Annotated in this window: 15 protein-coding genes; 3 read left to right on the top strand and 12 right to left on the bottom strand. The window is 40.1% G+C overall.

The genetic code is table 11. The annotated features are described in order from the left end of the window. Position 1: 1 nt before the first annotated feature. Positions 2–1,159 carry a SulP family inorganic anion transporter gene (locus AA974_RS00960; protein ID WP_064433034.1) on the bottom strand — a complete coding sequence of 386 codons (1,158 nt, stop codon included), beginning with the start codon at positions 1,157–1,159 and terminating at the stop codon, positions 2–4. A 253-nt stretch (positions 1,160–1,412) separates the two neighbouring features. On the opposite strand from AA974_RS00960, the gene hopM reads away from it, so the two are divergent. Continuing rightward, positions 1,413–3,506, top strand: coding sequence for a Hop family outer membrane protein HopM/HopN (hopM, locus tag AA974_RS00955; protein ID WP_064433033.1), 2,094 nt, complete (start codon positions 1,413–1,415; stop codon positions 3,504–3,506). Between the two features lie 214 nt (positions 3,507–3,720). Further along, positions 3,721–4,554, top strand: coding sequence for a sulfite exporter TauE/SafE family protein (locus tag AA974_RS00950; protein ID WP_064433032.1), 834 nt, complete (start codon positions 3,721–3,723; stop codon positions 4,552–4,554). A gap of 230 nt (positions 4,555–4,784) precedes the next feature. Here AA974_RS00950 and msrB read toward each other — a convergent pair whose 3' ends face one another. From msrB to AA974_RS00920, 6 genes are all read right to left on the bottom strand, one after another. Then, positions 4,785–5,864, bottom strand: coding sequence for a peptide-methionine (R)-S-oxide reductase MsrB (msrB, locus tag AA974_RS00945; protein WP_064433031.1), 1,080 nt, complete (start codon positions 5,862–5,864; stop codon positions 4,785–4,787). Between the two features lie 123 nt (positions 5,865–5,987). After that, a complete protein-coding gene (gene radA / locus AA974_RS00940; RefSeq protein WP_064433030.1) occupies positions 5,988–7,334 on the bottom strand; it encodes a DNA repair protein RadA in 1,347 nt (448 codons plus the stop codon). Positions 7,335–7,445: 111 nt separating this feature from the next. Continuing rightward, positions 7,446–7,679, bottom strand: coding sequence for a ribbon-helix-helix domain-containing protein (locus tag AA974_RS00935; RefSeq protein ID WP_064433029.1), 234 nt, complete (start codon positions 7,677–7,679; stop codon positions 7,446–7,448). A gap of 161 nt (positions 7,680–7,840) precedes the next feature. Then, on the bottom strand, positions 7,841–8,821 hold the full coding sequence (locus AA974_RS00930; protein ID WP_064433028.1) for an iron-sulfur cluster assembly scaffold protein: 981 nt from the start codon (positions 8,819–8,821) through the stop codon (positions 7,841–7,843). A gap of 21 nt (positions 8,822–8,842) precedes the next feature. Further along, positions 8,843–10,006 (bottom strand): NifS family cysteine desulfurase, encoded by a 1,164-nt coding sequence (locus tag AA974_RS00925; RefSeq protein ID WP_064433027.1) that lies wholly within the window; start codon positions 10,004–10,006, stop codon positions 8,843–8,845. Positions 10,007–10,178: 172 nt separating this feature from the next. After that, entirely contained in the window at positions 10,179–10,640 is a 462-nt protein-coding gene (locus AA974_RS00920; RefSeq protein WP_064434034.1) for a helix-turn-helix domain-containing protein, read from the bottom strand. Between the two features lie 145 nt (positions 10,641–10,785). Here AA974_RS00920 and AA974_RS00915 point away from each other — a divergent pair, with 145 nt between their 5' ends. Next, positions 10,786–11,337 carry a YbhB/YbcL family Raf kinase inhibitor-like protein gene (locus tag AA974_RS00915; protein ID WP_064433026.1) on the top strand — a complete coding sequence of 184 codons (552 nt, stop codon included), beginning with the start codon at positions 10,786–10,788 and terminating at the stop codon, positions 11,335–11,337. 15 nt (positions 11,338–11,352) lie between these two features. Here the strand turns inward: AA974_RS00915 and AA974_RS00910 are convergent, their stop codons facing one another. The 5 genes from AA974_RS00910 to AA974_RS00890 are packed head-to-tail and all read right to left on the bottom strand — an operon-like array spanning position 11,353 to position 16,116. Beyond that, positions 11,353–12,213 carry a beta-1,4-N-acetylgalactosamyltransferase gene (locus AA974_RS00910; protein WP_064433025.1) on the bottom strand — a complete coding sequence of 287 codons (861 nt, stop codon included), beginning with the start codon at positions 12,211–12,213 and terminating at the stop codon, positions 11,353–11,355. Beyond that, positions 12,188–12,487 (bottom strand): hypothetical protein, encoded by a 300-nt coding sequence (locus AA974_RS07900; RefSeq protein WP_064433024.1) that lies wholly within the window; start codon positions 12,485–12,487, stop codon positions 12,188–12,190. The genes AA974_RS00910 and AA974_RS07900 overlap by 26 nt, the downstream gene beginning before the upstream one ends. A 50-nt stretch (positions 12,488–12,537) precedes the next feature. After that, the gene (gene dxr, locus AA974_RS00900) at positions 12,538–13,644 is read right to left on the bottom strand and encodes a 1-deoxy-D-xylulose-5-phosphate reductoisomerase (protein ID WP_064433023.1); all 1,107 of its coding nucleotides are present in this window, start codon (positions 13,642–13,644) and stop codon (positions 12,538–12,540) included. Further along, a complete protein-coding gene (locus AA974_RS00895; protein ID WP_064433022.1) occupies positions 13,645–14,445 on the bottom strand; it encodes a phosphatidate cytidylyltransferase in 801 nt (266 codons plus the stop codon). Between the two features lie 12 nt (positions 14,446–14,457). Then, positions 14,458–16,116 carry an SLC13 family permease gene (locus AA974_RS00890; RefSeq protein ID WP_064433021.1) on the bottom strand — a complete coding sequence of 553 codons (1,659 nt, stop codon included), beginning with the start codon at positions 16,114–16,116 and terminating at the stop codon, positions 14,458–14,460. Positions 16,117–16,184: the final 68 nt, after the last annotated feature.

Here is a 16,184-nt window from a genome sequence, read left to right as displayed (position 1 = left end):
TTCACGCAATCCCTTCAGATTTGATCCATAACGCATTGACTAAAACCCCCACCACAACCCCTATCGCTAAATTATGCGTGTATAAAACCACCGCCACGACTAAGAGCATGTTCAGCGTGTCATAGAGCTTGATTTTTTTAATGTTAATAATTGATTGGAAATTAAAAGTGGTGAAAGAAATCATCACCATCACCGCCACAACCGCCACAATGGGGATCTTAACCACATATTCATTAAACACTAGCACTAACACCATTAAAGAAAAGCCGGCAAAAAAAGTAGAAAGTCTGGTTTTAGCCCCGGATTTTGCGTTAATGATAGACTGCCCCACTAAAGCGCACCCTGTCATTCCCCCCAAAAGCCCTGAGATGATATTCCCCAAGCCTTGCGCTTTAGTTTCTTTATTTTTATCGCTCACGCCGTCTTTTAAAATAATATCTAAAGTTTTAGCGGTCAATAAACTTTCTATCGTGCCCACTAGCGCTAAAGAAAGAGCGTAAGGCAACAATCCTATCAAAATTTTAAAATCCAAATTTTTTGGGATAATGATGCAATGAAAGCCTGAAACCCCTTGCTCAATGCTCCCTAAATTCGGCGCATGCGTATCAAAAATTAAAGCGATTGCGCTCACTAAAAGGATACAAATCAAATTAGAGGGGATTTTTTTAGTGATTAAAGGGAAGAGGTAAATGATCAATATCCCAATAGCGAGCAAGATAAACACCCCTGAATTTTGGTTTTCAAGGAATTTGAATTGCTCCATTAAAAGCAAAATGCCTAGCGCATTTACAAAGCCATACATCACTGATTGGGGGATAAACCTCAAAAGATTCCCTATTTTCAAATAGCCTAAAAGAATTTGCAATATTCCTGCCATAAGAGTCGCCACGCCCGCGTATTCAATCCCGTAATTTTTAACTACACCCACTAAAATGAGCGCCACTGAGCCGGCCGCTGCACTAATCATCGCCTTTCTAGCCCCAAAAAGAGACAAAACAAAAGCCATATAAAAGGTCGTATAAAACGCCACGCCCACATCTAAACCCACCATGATCGCAAAGCCGGCCGTCTCTGGGATCACAGAAAGCCCCACCACAAAACCAGACAACAAATCTTTTTGAATGTTGCTCAGCCATTCTTTTTGTATCTTTTCAAACATGCCTTTCTTTCCCAATTAGAATGGCTTGATTGTAACCAAAGATTTAAAAACCAATTTCAAACCCGATAAAATTCCTTTTCTTAAATCAAGCTCTATGATATTTTATTGTAAAAAATACTTAAAAGCGTTTTTTTTTTTTCAAAATATAGATTTTAAGTTAAGAATAACATTATTTATGGTAAAATCCAGAATTTCCATAAACATGACTATCATGGGAATGTGAAATAACAAAAATCTACTAAAAGGAGAAAACATGAAAATCAAAAAATCTCTCTTGCTCTCTCTTTCTCTCATGGCTTCATTATCGAGGGCTGAAGACGACGGGTTTTATATGAGCGTGGGCTATCAAATCGGTGAAGCGGTTCAAAAAGTTAAAAACACTGGAGCGTTGCAAAACCTTGCGGACAGATACGATAACTTAAGCAACCTTTTAAACCAATACAATTACTTGAATTCCTTAGTCACTCAAGCCAGCACTCCCAGCGCGATCACGAGCGCGATTGGTAATTTAAGCTCAAGCGCCATTAATCTCACTAGTGCTACCACCACTTCCCCAGCCTATCAAGCCGTCTCTTTAGCGCTCAATGCCGCCGTGGGCATGTGGCAAGTCATAGCCCTTTTTATTGGCTGTGGCCCTGGCCCTACCGATAATCAAAGCTATCAATCGTTTGGTAACACACCAGCCCTTCGTGGGACAACCACCACTTGCAATCAAGCATATGGGACAGGACCAGGTGGTATTCTATCCATTGACGAATACCAAAAGCTCAACCAAGCTTATCAAATTATCCAAACCGCTTTAAACCAAAATCAAGGGGGTGGGATGCCTGCCTTGAATGACACGACCAAAACAGGGGTAGCCAACATACAACAAACCAATTATAGGACCACTACACAAAACAATATCATAGAGCATTATTATAATGAGAAGAAAGATGGAAAAGAAGTTGAGGTCCCGCAATATTATTCAGGCGGATCATCTTTCTCGCCTACAATACAACTTTCATTCAAGAATGACGCTGAATACCTTTTGCAACAAGCCGCTACTATCATGCAAGTCCTTACCACTCAAAACCCCTATGTGCAAACGAGCAGTGGCGGTAAAGCGTGGGGGTTGAGCTCTACGCCTGGGAATGTGATGGACATTTTTGGCCCTTCTTTTAACGCTATTAATGAGATGATTAAAAACGCTCAAGCCGTTTTAGAAAAAACCAAACAGCTTAACGCTAATGAAAATACCCAAATCAAGCAACCAGACAATTTCAACCCCTACACCTCTAAAGACAAAAGTTTCGCTCAAGAAATGCTCAACAGAGCTAACGCTCAAGCAGAGATTTTAAGCTTAGCCCAACAAGTTGCGAACAATTTCCACAGCATTCAAGGGCCTATTCAAGGGGATTTGGAAGAATGTAAAGCAGGATCAGCTGGTGTGATCACTAATAACACTTGGGGTTCAGGTTGCGCGTTTGTGGAAGAGACTTTAAAATCTTTAGAGCAACACACCGCTTATTACGGCAACCAGGTCAATCAAGAGAAAGCTTTGGCTCAAACCATTTTGGATTTTAAAGGAGCCCTTAACACTTTAGGGAACGACTCAAAAGCGATCAATAGCGGTATTTCTCACTTGCCTAACGCTAAGTCTCTTCAAAACATGACGCATTCAACTCAAAACCCCAATTCCCCAGAAGGTCTGCTCACTTATTCTTTGGATACCAACAAATACAACCAGCTCCAAGCCATCAGGCAAGAATTAGGCAAAAATCCCTTCAGGCGCATCGGCGTGATTGACTTTCAAAACAATAACGGCGCGATGAACGGGATCGGCGTGCAAATGGGCTATAAGCAATTTTTTGGTAAAAAAAGGAATTGGGGGTTAAGGTATTACGGCTTTTTTGATTACAACCATGCTTATATCAAATCTAATTTCTTCAACTCGGCTTCTGATGTTTGGACTTATGGGGTGGGCATGGATGCGCTTTATAACTTCATTAACGATAAAAACACCAACTTTTTAGGCAAGAATAACAAGCTCTCTGTGGGGCTTTTTGGAGGCTTTGCGTTAGCTGGGACTTCGTGGCTTAATTCTGAATTCGTGAATTTGACCATGATGAATGGCATTTATAACGCTAATGTCAGCACTTCTAATTTCCAATTTTTATTCAATTTAGGCTTGAGAATGAACCTCGCTAGGCCTAAGAAAAAAAACAGCGATCATGCCGCTCAGCATGGCATTGAATTAGGCTTTAAAATCCCTACCATTAACACCAGCTATTATTCTTTCATGGGTGCTGAATTGGAATACAGAAGGATGTATAGCCTTTTCCTCAATTATGTGTTTGCTTATTAAAACCCTCTTTAAAAAAGGGGGCTTGTTCAAAAACGCTTAAAGGCATTTTTAAAATTAAATAATAAAGAGAGCTTTAATAATCTCTTATAAAGCACTCTCAAGCTATGAAATTAAAGCAATCAAAACCCTATTTTTGCAATCATTAAAGAAAGATTTTTTAAAGATTATCACTTTTTTTTGATAAAGTAATAATTTAGAATTTAGGGAGTTTTTTATGGAAGAATCAACAGCGTTTATTTTGGCTCTTGTGGGGCTATTCACCGGCATTACCGCTGGGTTTTTTGGTATTGGTGGGGGGGAGATTGTCGTCCCTAGCGCGATTTTTGCCCATTTTAGCTATAGCCATGCGGTGGGTATTTCGCTCATGCAAATGCTTTTTTCTTCAGTGGTCGGCTCTATCATCAATTACAAAAAGGGCTTATTGGATTTGAGAGAAGGCTCATTTGCTGCGTTTGGAGGGCTAATGGGGGCGATTTTAGGGAGCTTTATCTTAAAGATCATTGACGATAAGATTTTAATGGCGGTGTTTGTGGTGGTGGTGTGCTACACCTTTATCAAATACGCTTTTTCTAACAACAAGAAACCAGAACATTTTGAAGAAATGCATTTTGATTTGCATGCGAATAACAAAACGCCGGAAAAAAAGCGCTCGCTCCCTTTTGTGTCTATGGATAGAACGCATGGGGTTTTAATGCTCGCCGGTTTTGTTACCGGCATTTTTTCTATCCCGCTAGGCATGGGTGGGGGGATTTTAATGGTGCCGTTTTTGGGCTATTTTTTGAAATACGATTCTAAAAAAATCGTACCTTTGGGGCTATTTTTTGTGGTGTTCGCTTCTTTATCTGGGGTTATCTCTCTTTATAATGGGAGGGTTCTTGATAATATAAGCGTTCAAGCGGGGGTGATTACCGGTATTGGAGCGTTTTTAGGGGTGGGCATTGGCATTAAGCTCATTGCTTTGGCTAATGAAAAGGTGCATAAAATCCTGTTGCTCCTCATTTATGCTTTAAGCATTTTAGCGACTTTACACAAGCTCATTATGGGGTAAAAACGCTCAAGGGCATTTTTAAAAAAGTTTTAATGATCCTTATTTAATAAAAACAGAGCCAAAACATCCATTTTTTAAAATTTCTTTTAAAAAATAAAAACTATTTTATAGGGGTTGTTTTTTGAATAAGAATAGTTAAAAATAAATCAGTGAAGCGGTTTTTAGCGTTTTTAAGATAACGCTTTAACCCCCCCCATTTTACCCCCATTAGGAGGCTTAGTCATTACCCCTTAATGCGTTTTTTTATCTTGGATGTATTTTTTCAATTCACCCTTTTTGATATAAGGGATAAACTCGCCATAGCCCTCTTTTTCCATGTCTTTTAAGGGAATAAACCTTAAAGCCGCGCTATTAATGCAATACCTTAAGCCCCCCAATTCTTTAGGCCCATCGTTAAACACATGCCCTAAATGCGCCTTACCAATACGGCTCAACACTTCAATGCGTTTCCTATTAAGGCTCTCATCGTCTTCGTATTTCACCACATCCTTATTGATAGGCTTAGAAAAGCTTGGCCACCCGCAACCGGAGTCGTATTTATCCGCTGAAGAAAATAACGGCTCGCCGGTGGTAATATCCACATAAATGCCCTCTTCTTCTTTGTTGTAATACTCATTTTCAAAGGGTTTCTCAGTGTGTTTGTTTTGAGTCACTTCATACTGGAGTTTGGTGAGTTTTTTCTTTAAAACTTCATCGCTTGGTTTGGCGTATTTATCGTCATCCACAATCACTTCATCCGCCTTTTTCAAATCAATATGGCAATAGCCACCAGGGTGTTTTTTCAAATAGTCCTGGTGGTATTCTTCAGCCCTCACATAATTTTTTAAAGGCTCTACCTCAATAGCGATCTTGCCTTTCACTTCTTTCTGCAACGCTTTTAAGGCGTGATCTATCACTTCTTTATCCGCGCTATTGACATAATAAATCCCTGTGCGATACTGCCTGCCCACATCATTACCCTGCTTATTCACGCTCACCGGATCAATCACCTTAAAATAATAACGCAACAACTTGTCCAAACTGATTTTTTTAGGATCATAAATGACTTTCACGCTTTCAGCATGATCGCTCTCATGCAAATTTTCATAATTCGTGCTTGAAGTCTTGCCGTTAGCGTAACCAGAGCTTGCGTCTATGACGCCATAAATCCTCTCCATATACGCCTCTAGCCCCCAAAAGCACCCCCCAGCCAAATAAATCACTCTTTCATCGGTTTTTTGGTGTTTAACCCCCATGTTTTCATTCGCTTGCATAATTGCTCCTATTAGTAAAAAAAAATAAAATTTTTTCAAGTAAGATAATACTTTCATTGAATAACCCTTTTTTTAATTTTAATGGTGTCCGCTATTATAACTAAAAAAAATGGTAGTTGATCTTTAAATTGAGTTTAAATTTTAATAAGGTTCTGTCCTATTAGGTAACAAAAGTTAAAATCACATCCATTCAACAATCTTACCCACAACATTGGCTTCATAGCATTTGATGGAGGTTTTTTGATTGGGTTTTTTAGGCAAAATGGCTTTTAAAAAGCCGTAATTTTCCATTTCTTTCAATCTGGCGTTCAAATTAGGGGCTTCTAAAATCCTGCCATTCAAACTCACTTCGCCCAAAAACGCCGTTTTATTGTCAATTTTTCTGTTTTTAAAGCTTGAAAGAATACTGGCAATGACCGCTAAATCGCAAGCCGGCTCGCTAATCTTAATGCCTCCACTCACATTGATAAACACATCATGGCGGTTTAAGGGGATTTCTAGCTTTTTTTCTAATAAAGCGATGAGCATGTTAAGGCGGTTGGTGTCAAACCCGTTCGCTAATCGTTTGGGCGCTCCAAAACTGCACTCGCTCACCAACGCCTGGATTTCTAAAATCAACGCCCTTGAGCCTTCTAAAGTGATGGTAATCGCGCTCCCCTCCATAGGCTCTTCTTTAGAAAAAAACAAGCTTGAAGCTTCTTTAGCACTCACCAAACCCTGCTCTTTCATCTCAAACAAGCCAATTTCACTCGTGGGGCCAAAGCGGTTTTTAAAACTCCTTAAAATCCTTAATTCTCTACTGGGATCGCCTTCAAAATACAGCACGCTATCTACCATATGTTCTAGCACTCTAGGCCCTGCGATGCTCCCTTCTTTAGTGATATGACCGATGATAAAAACAGCAATATTTCTTGTTTTTGCCAAACGCATGAGCTCAAAAGTGATCTCTCGCACTTGCGAAATAGAGCCTGGCGCTGAAGAAATCTCTGGCGAATAAAGCGTTTGAATGGAATCAATCACGCAAGCAAAATAATTTTCGCTTTCAATATTAGCCTTAATCACAGGCCAATTGATTTCATTGAGCAAATACAATTCTTTTTCTATGTAATCCAATCTAGTAGCGCGCATTTTAATCTGGCTCAAGCTCTCTTCCCCGCTCACATACAAAACCTTTTGCTGGTTTTTGGCTAAGCCAGACGCCACTTTTAAAAGCAGAGTGGATTTCCCCACCCCAGGACTCCCCCCCACTAAATACAACCCCCCTTTAACAATCCCCCCACCCAAAACAATATCCAATTCGCTTTGAGTGGAAGAAAATTTGAGCACTTCTTCATGCTCAATTTCAGCGATAGAAACGCTTTTTTGCGCTTTTGGGAGAGGATTTTTAAGCGTGTTTAAAACTTCCTTTTGGGTTTGGTTCAATTCTATAAAACTCTCCCATGCGTTGCATTGAACGCACTTGCCCAGCCACTTAGGGCTTGTAAAACCGCAATGCTGACACTCAAATAAAGAAGTTTTTTTAGCCAAAATATCTCTCTTTTTTAAAACCACACAGCTAAAGGCCAGATAAAAATGGGGTTTTAGTTTTGTTCTATAGCAAAACTCGTGGAGCTAAACTAAAAACAAGTTAAAAAATTATCAAGCACCATTTTGCTCTATTTTTCTTAAAGCCTTCAAAATATAGCGTTTGATATAAGATCCCACGCTTTCTTCTTCTTCGTTAGCCATTTTCTCTAGTTTTTGGTATTGCTCATCAGAAAAGTACAAGCTTACAGCGCAAGTTTTTTTATTAGCGTCTGCTTTTGGTTTGCGTCCTAGTTTGTTTTTAGTGCCCCTTAAGCGAGTTTCATCCGTGTTTTCTGTCGTTTCCATCAAGTTCCTTCAATCATCATCGCAAATCGCTTCAAAATAACATATTAGCATAAAAGTAGCGTATTAACGAATAATGCTGTAAGCGCTAATCATTCCTCATTCTGAGTTGATTAGCGCTTCGCTTAAAAAAGGCCTTCACCCCCTAAAAAGTTCAAAACAAATCAAATCGGTAACACCCTGATACTGCGATCCAATAATTCCTGTAAGGCGTTTTCAATGGCAAATAAAGTCCCGGTAGTCGCGCTCATGCACCCATCGCATGCCCCCATGTAGCGGATATACACATCAATGTAATCATCGCTTTCTTTAATGTCTAAAATCTCTAAATCCCCTCCGTCCATCATAAGCATCGCGCGGATATTTTCATCAATGACTTTATCCACGGCTTTAATCTTTTGAACCATAGTCATTTCCCTGAAAGCCAATTCCCCGCTTTGGGATTTGTTAGCGGTGGCTTTAAGTTTTTCAGCTTCCATTTCTTCGCGCACTTCTTTAAGAATATCCACCAGGTAATAATCCCTTTTTTCATGCCCTCCTGGTCTCACACAACTTTTACAAAAAGCGCCGGCTTTGGTGTAGTTAGTGATTTCTTCAACGCTTTTTAAATCATTGAGCCTGATCACTTCTTTAATCGTGCCTAAACTCACCCTAGCGCACTCACACACGATGATTTCTTCTTCAAAATCTTCGGCGTTTTTCCCTAAATACATGCCGGCCGCTTTTTTGATCACATCATACGCCATCACGGAGCAGTGCATTTTTTGCCCAGGAACAGCCGGCGTGTCCGGGTCGTCTCTTAAGCCTCTTTCCACATCCAAATTCGTGATTTTTACCGCATCTTGGACTCTTTTATTCAAACACAACTCTACCATCATATCTGAGCTTGCGATCGCCGTTCCGCAACCAAAGCTTTTAAACTTCGCGTCCATAATAGTATCCGTGCTTTCATCTACAAGCCAATACAACCTCACCGCATCCCCGCATGCTTCTGCGCCATAATCCGCCACAATGAGCTTAGCGTTTTTGGCTTTAGCCTGCTCTTCTGTGATGACCCCTAAATGCGTAGGGTTATCCATGCGCCTTTGAACTTCTTTAGAATACGCGTCCCAAAGGACTGATCCCACTAAATCATGTTTTGCCATTTTGATTCCTTTATTAATATTTTAATAAGAGCTTGAAATATTTCTCAATCTTGTAGCCGCTTGAGAGAAAACTTTAATCGTTTTATCAATTTCAGCTTCCGTGTTGAAACGGCTCAATGAAAGCCTGATAGCGGTATGAGCTAATTCCTTACTCGCTCCAATCGCCACCATGACAGGATTAGCCTCTAAATCCTCACTCGCGCACGCACTCCCTGTGGAAGCGGCGATATTAGAGCGATTCAAATCCCACAGCATGGCCTCTCCTTCAATCCCTCTCACGCTGATTAAAGTCGTGTTAGGCACACGATGGACTCGATCCCCTACCACCATCACATCAGGGATTTTCAAAAGCGCTTCTTCTAATTTGTCGCGCAATTTCCCTACCACTTCTTTTTCATAGTCTAAATGTTCTACGGCTAATCTCATCGCTTCGCCCATGCCCACAATATAAGGCACATTTAAAGTCCCGCTGCGCCGGCCATTCATATGCTCCCCGCCATGAAAAAGAGGGGTCAATCCCACCCCACTTCTAATATATAGCCCCCCAATGCCTTTAGGCCCATGAAACTTGTGCGCGCTAAAAGAAAGGAAATCCGCATTCGCTTTTAACACATCTACAGGGATTTTACCAATCGCTTGCACGGCATCGGTATGGAACAACACGCCCTTTTCTTTACAAATAGCCCCAATTTCTTCAATAGGGAAAATGAGACCGGTTTCATTATTCGCCCACATCACGCTCACTAAAGCGGTTTTTTCTGTGATCGCTTCTTTGACTTGCTCTGCGGTGATACTCCCATGCTCATTAATAGGCAAGTAAGTCACTTCCACCCCCAAGCTTTCTAAAAAATTGCAAGTGGATCGCACCGCCGGATGCTCTGCAACCGTGGTTATAATATGATTTTTACCTTTTTTTAAGCATTCATCAAAATACACGCCCTTTAAAACCCAATTATTGCTTTCTGTCGCGCAAGAAGTGATGATCACATCATCTATATCCCTAGCGTTAATGCCCTTATAAAGCTTATCCAGCGCTTCTGCAATAGCCGGGTGGGTTTCTGTGCCAAACTGGTGCAACGAGCTAGGGTTCCCGTAATGATCCCTTAAAAAAGGATCCATGATCTCTTTGACTTTAGGGTCAATCCTAGTTGTAGCGTTATTATCTAAATAAATTCGTTGTAACAAATGAGTGTTCTCCTTAAAAATTTTACATAGATTTTCTTATCTAGGTCTAAATTATGATTAAATACAAGATATTTTCTTAATTTTAACTTAAAATAAGATGAATTTTTAAAAACATATTGAGAAATGCGAATAGCCTCCTATCAAAAACTAACAACAACCGCTACCAACCCGCTTAAGGTTTTTTAAGGGGTCTCCCACGCCTGTCTTTTAAAGCGTCTATCCCCCCTTGTTGGTAACGCTTCTCCCACACATAGAGTTTTTGCAATTGTTTCGCCACTTCTTTTTTAGTGGGCTTAATGCCCCTAAGGTTATAAAGAGCGGTAACTATAATGGGCTTTGGGACATTAAACCTTTGGATAAATTCCAAACAATCTTTTTTGAGTTGGGAGTCTTGCTTGTTTTTAGTAATATCCACATGGCTTAAATATTGCAACACATAAAGGCGTTTTTCTTCATCTCCTTGCGCGATTTCTGGGGCTAACTCCATCCCTTGACTAACGCCTTTAAAAAACTTATTTGAAACCTCTTGGGCGGGATAAACGCTCAAATAAGTTTCTAGTAAAGAAATCACTCTTTTTTGCTGTTCCAATAGTGCGTCTATCTTGGCGCTCAAACGATTTATTTTACTTTCCATGCGTTCAATACTAACCACTAAAAATAAATAGCTATTTAATCATTAAAAATGATTATTCTAATATCATGCTCCAAATCAAGATGTATTTTTATAATCATGCTACAATAAGAATACGCAAAATGATTCCAAAGAAAAAAGGCTTAAAATGAAAACTTTTGAAGTGGTGATTCAAACCGATTCGCAAGGGTATTTGGACGCTAAATTTGGCGGTAACGCTCCTAGAGGGTTTCTCAACCCAAACGGCTTACCCACTTATTCGCCTAAAATCTCATGGCAAAAAGTAGAAGGCGCTCAAAGCTATGCATTAGAACTCATCGATCATGACGCTCAAAAAGTGTGCGGCATGTCGTTTGTCCATTGGGTAGTGGGCAATATTCCTTATAATGTTTTAGAAGAAAACGCTTCCATGATGGATAAAAGGATTGTTCAAGGGGTCAATTCGCTCACTCAAGGCTTTATCCGTTCTTCTCTCAATGAAAATGAAAAACAACGCTCCAATCTCAATAACAGCGTCTATATCGGTCCCATGCCCCCTAATGGTGATCACCATTATCTCATTCAAGTGTATGCCCTAGACATTCCTAAACTCGCCTTAAAAGCCCCTTTTTTCTTAGGCGATTTGCATGACAAAATGCGCAACCATATCATCGCCATAGGGAGAAAGGAATTTTTATACAAGCAGTTTGTGAGGAAATAGGCTACATGCTTGTAGCTATTCTTTCGCTAAATTGAATTTTTGATACATCTCTAAAATTCTCTTTTCATCTAGCATGTTTTCTTCAATTCTTGTGCCTATCAAATCGGCATGGTGCTTTTTAAAATCTTTTAAAGGGATTAAATCATTATAAACAAGAGCGTTTCGCCTCTTTTTAGCTAAAGGGAAGTGCCATTGCACGAGTTCTTTATCCTTAATATGGTGTTTATCTTTAAGCTTTAAAATTTCAATACCCACACCATCGTATTGCCAAAGTTCAAAAGGCTCACAATCGTTATAAAACAACCATTGATCCCCCCATGCGTCTAAAAACCCAAAATCCCCATCATTACGCGCAAACACTTCAAGATTCCGCACCACAAAATTAATGCGCGAATACACCACAACCTCTTTAATGCTCTTAGGGATATAAAAACTTTCATAAAGTTTTTTAGCGTCATAAATATGATCGCAATCAATTTTGATAACCCACTCATTTTTAGGGATAAAAGAAAGCGTATAATTACAATAATGATAAAATTGGTGCCACAAACTCGGGCAATCCTCTAGTATGACTTCATAAGGATAGCTGATAGGGATAAATGAGGGGAACTTTTCACAAAACTCTAAAATCACTTCTTTAGAGCCATCATCGCAATCATTAAAACCAATGACCCCCCTTTGAATGGCAGGAAGCATAGAAAACAAGCTCTCTTCTAAAGTAACGATTTCATTTTTGACTCTAATAAAAGCCCATGGGTTTAGAGGGCTTTTAGGGTTTTGACTTTTTTTATCATAGTCAAAATAACCCGAATGCGTGGGATTGGGTAGAGTTAAAGTGGGATGGATAACCCTATCTTCTAAATGCCCCCCCCCCATAATTATAATTAAGAGAACTATTTTTATAAATACTCCTATTGCGTTCAATGAAACTTTCATTATTTAAAGAAGCGATAGCTAAAAACACGCTTTCGTCATGGTTGAATAAAGCTTTTTCTTGAAGGGAATGGAGTTTTTTAGCCTCCAACATTTCCTTAATTTCATGATTAATTCCATCATGAATGTTTTTGGCCCCTTTTAAACTACGAACACATCTGACTAAAAAAGGCATTCTCTCTTTAATAAAACCCTTGATTTGATTTTTTAACCCCATAAAAACTCCTGATTGAAATAAAACGCTATTAAAAGCAAAATCTTATTATACTACACTCTCGCTACGCTTCCAAAACGATCCCTAACTTCCTTATCTAACGCCAGCACTTCATCTAAATTGGAGAGCTTGAAAGGCATTTTAGCGTATGATTCTAAAGCTTGAGAAATGGTTTTGATAAGACCACCAAAAGCGATTTCTTGATTTAAAAACTTCTTCATCGCTACTTCATTGCTCGCATTCAGCACCACGCCAAGCTTTGGGTTTTCCAACAACAAGTCTTTATAACGCCACAAAGTGTAGCGCTCCATGCTAATGGGTTCAAATTTAATCGCGCTTAAAGCGTATAAATCTAAGGGCTTGATGGAAGCGTTCAAAGAAGCTAATTTAGGGTTAATGGCATAGCTTATGGGTAATTTCATGTCCGCGCTTGCTAAATGCGCGATGACAGAGTTGTCTTCAAACTCCACCAAAGCATGCACGATAGAGCTTCTTTCAATCAACGCATCAATCTTTAAAGACGCGCCAAAAAGCCAATAGGTTTCTAGGATTTCAAAAAGCTTATTGACCATGCTCGCTGAATCAATGGTGATTTTAGATCCCATGCTCCAATTAGGGTGCTTGAGCGCGTTTTGCGCGTTTTGAACAGGAATAAATTCTGGAGGCGTGTCTCTAAAAGCCCCCCCACTCGCGCTAATGATTAAAGATTTAGGTTTTAAAGTCTTGTTTTGCAACAACGCCCACAAACCAAAATGCTCGCTGTCAATGGGCGTGATTTGTGAAATGTCTAATAAATGCCCCGCGCTCACTAAGCTTTCTTTATTCGCTAGGGCTAGTTTTTTGTTAGTTTGTAAGCTTTTAAAGCTCGCTTTCAATCCAGCCACGCCCACAATGGCGTTAATGACTAAATTTGAAACGCACTCTTCTATCATCGCATCAATGCCCTCTAGCCCTACAAACACTTCCGCGCCCAAAGGCTCTAAACAATGCAAATCGTTAGGATCTAAAATGGCCACTTTCTTGGGTTTGAACACTTTGATTTGCTCATTGATTAAAGCGATATTTTTCCCACAGCTTAAGGCTTCTATTTCTACCTTGAATTTTTTTGCGATTTTTAAGGCGTTTTTCCCAATAGAGCCGGTGCTTCCTAAAACAACCATTCAATCCCCTAAAAACACCGCCGTCTCTTTCCAAATTTCTAAAAAATACAACAACGCATGCAAGCTTAAAGCCCCAAAAAGCATGGAATCCAATCGGTCTAAAACGCCCCCATGCCCAGGTAAAATCTTACCGCTATCTTTGATCCCAACCTTTCTTTTCAAATAGCTTTCATACAAATCCCCAAACACCGCCATAAGAGCGATTAAAAAACTAAAAAAGAGTGCCATAAAAAAGCCTCCGCTCAATTTCCCCATGCCCACAAACGATCCTAAAACGCTCGCCACAACAACGCCAATCAACGCGCCCTCTAAGGTTTTATTCGGCGAAGTCGGCGTGAAAGGGGTTTTGCCTAAAAGCTTACCTCCAAAAAACGCCCCCACATCGCTTGCAACCACCACGACTAAAAGCCAAATGATCGCTACTGCACCAAAATCCTTATAAACCCCAAAAAGCGCAAAAAACCCAACACCCGGGTATAAAAAGGGTAAAATGGCTTCACTATGGTGTGCTTTTTGATAAGCGATGATACTAGCCATGACCATCGCGCTGATAAGAGCGCATTCTATAGGGTGCCCGTTAAAATACGCCGCTACCCATGACAGCACTAAAATAAGATACAAACTAAAGCTCGCTTTAACTTGAAATAGCCTTAACGCTTCAGAAAACCCTACCACATAAATCCCCCCTAAAACCGCCCAAAACAACAACAAATTGTCCGCATACAAAATCAAGCCTGCCGCAATGATTAAAACAAACCCTGTAATGTAACGAGATTTTTCTCTAAATAACTCTTCTTCCACTTTTTTCCTTAATCAATTAAATACCAGCGAAACTAAAAAATAACTGAACGTGCTAATCAAAACAACGCCCACTAGATTAAGCCACAAACCGGCTTTAATCATATCCGTTATTTTAACATACCCAGAGCCATAAGCTATCGCATTCGGTGGGGTGGCTACAGGGAGCATGAACGCGCAAGTCGCGCTCAAGGCTACAGGAATGGTCAATAACAAGCTCTGATGATTTTCATAACCCATGCCCATCGCAACCCCTCCAATCACCGGTAAAAACGCTGCAGCAGTGGCGGTGTTAGAAGTGATTTCGGTTAAGAAAATGACCATTAAAGTGACCATGACAATGATGAATAAAATCGGTAAATGCGAAAAGCCAGAGACTAAATGCCCGATCCACAAACTCAACCCGGTTTTAGAAAATTGCGCGCTCAAGGCTAACCCGCCGCCAAATAAAAGCAACACATCCCAAGGGAGTTTTTTAGCAACACCCCAATCAATGAGCCTATCACCCTGATTGTTAGCGGGCAAAATGAATAAAAGTGCAGAAACCCCCATAGCGATCACCGAATCGATTTTATCTATCTTAACACCCCAAGATTTTAAAATCGTATCTAAAAAAATCCACCCTAAAGACGCTAAAATAAAAATAACGCCCACAGAGATTTCCGCCTGACTCAAACGGCCTAGTTTGTTTAACTCTGATCTAACGACTTCCTTACCCCCTGGGATTTCTTTAATCTTTAAAGGGAAAATCACATAAGTGAGTAAGAACCACGCTAAAATGAGCATGATAAAGGCTAACGGCGTCCCAAACACCATCCACTGAGCGAAATCAATTTCAATATTGAAAGCGGTTTTCATATAGCCGGCCAATAAAGCGTTAGGTGGCGTGCCAATAAGAGTGCCTAAAGATCCAATAGAAGCCGCATAAGCGATGCCAAGCATCAAGCAAATACTGAAATTCGTGCGATAGATGATGGTCTTTTCTTGAATGACTCGGGTAATATCTTTTCCCTTATGCACGATATTACTCATAATGCCCCCATGCGCTTTGGTGATTTCTTCTTTTTGATACCATGAATTAGAGGCGTTTTCTTTGCCCACAAGTTTAGCGATTAATTGCAAAACGCTCATGCCAACAGGAAACATCATCACTGCTGTTGCGGTATTGCTCACCCACATAGACAGAAAGCCTGTAGCTATCATGAAACCTAAAATCAACCTCCTAGGGCTTGTGCCTACTAATAAAATAATGCTTAAAGCGATGCGCGTGTGCAAGTTCCATTTTTGCATGCTTAAAGCTAAAATAAACCCTCCCATAAAAAGAAAGATGATCGGCGATGCGTAAGAAGAGCTGATATTAGCGAATTGATCCACGCTAAAGACGCTAAAAAGCACCAAAGGTAAAAGCGCGGTTGCAGGCAGGTCAATGGCTTCAGTCATCCACCATATCCCCATTAAAATGGCCACCCCAGCCACAACGGGCATCGCCTTATAATTTAAGGAACTAAGCTTGGGGATTTCTTCTGCAATGTGAGGCAGTTGAGAATTAAGCGCATAATAGATAATCAGTGCGATTAAGACTCCCCCTATTAAACCAAACAAGCGCACGATCTTAGTGCCTTTATCATCGGTGCTCGTATCTGTATGCGTATTGGCATGCGAATGATTTTCCATTTTATTCTACCCTTTAAAATTACTAACCTCCATGCTACAATAAAACTTTTTCAAAACTAAGGTTTTAG

The organism is Helicobacter pylori (assembly GCF_001653475.1).
GTDB classification, from domain to species: Bacteria; Campylobacterota; Campylobacteria; order Campylobacterales; family Helicobacteraceae; genus Helicobacter; species Helicobacter pylori_CM.
Note: the sequence above shows the minus strand (reverse complement) of the source record. Positions and strands in the feature narration are given on the sequence as shown.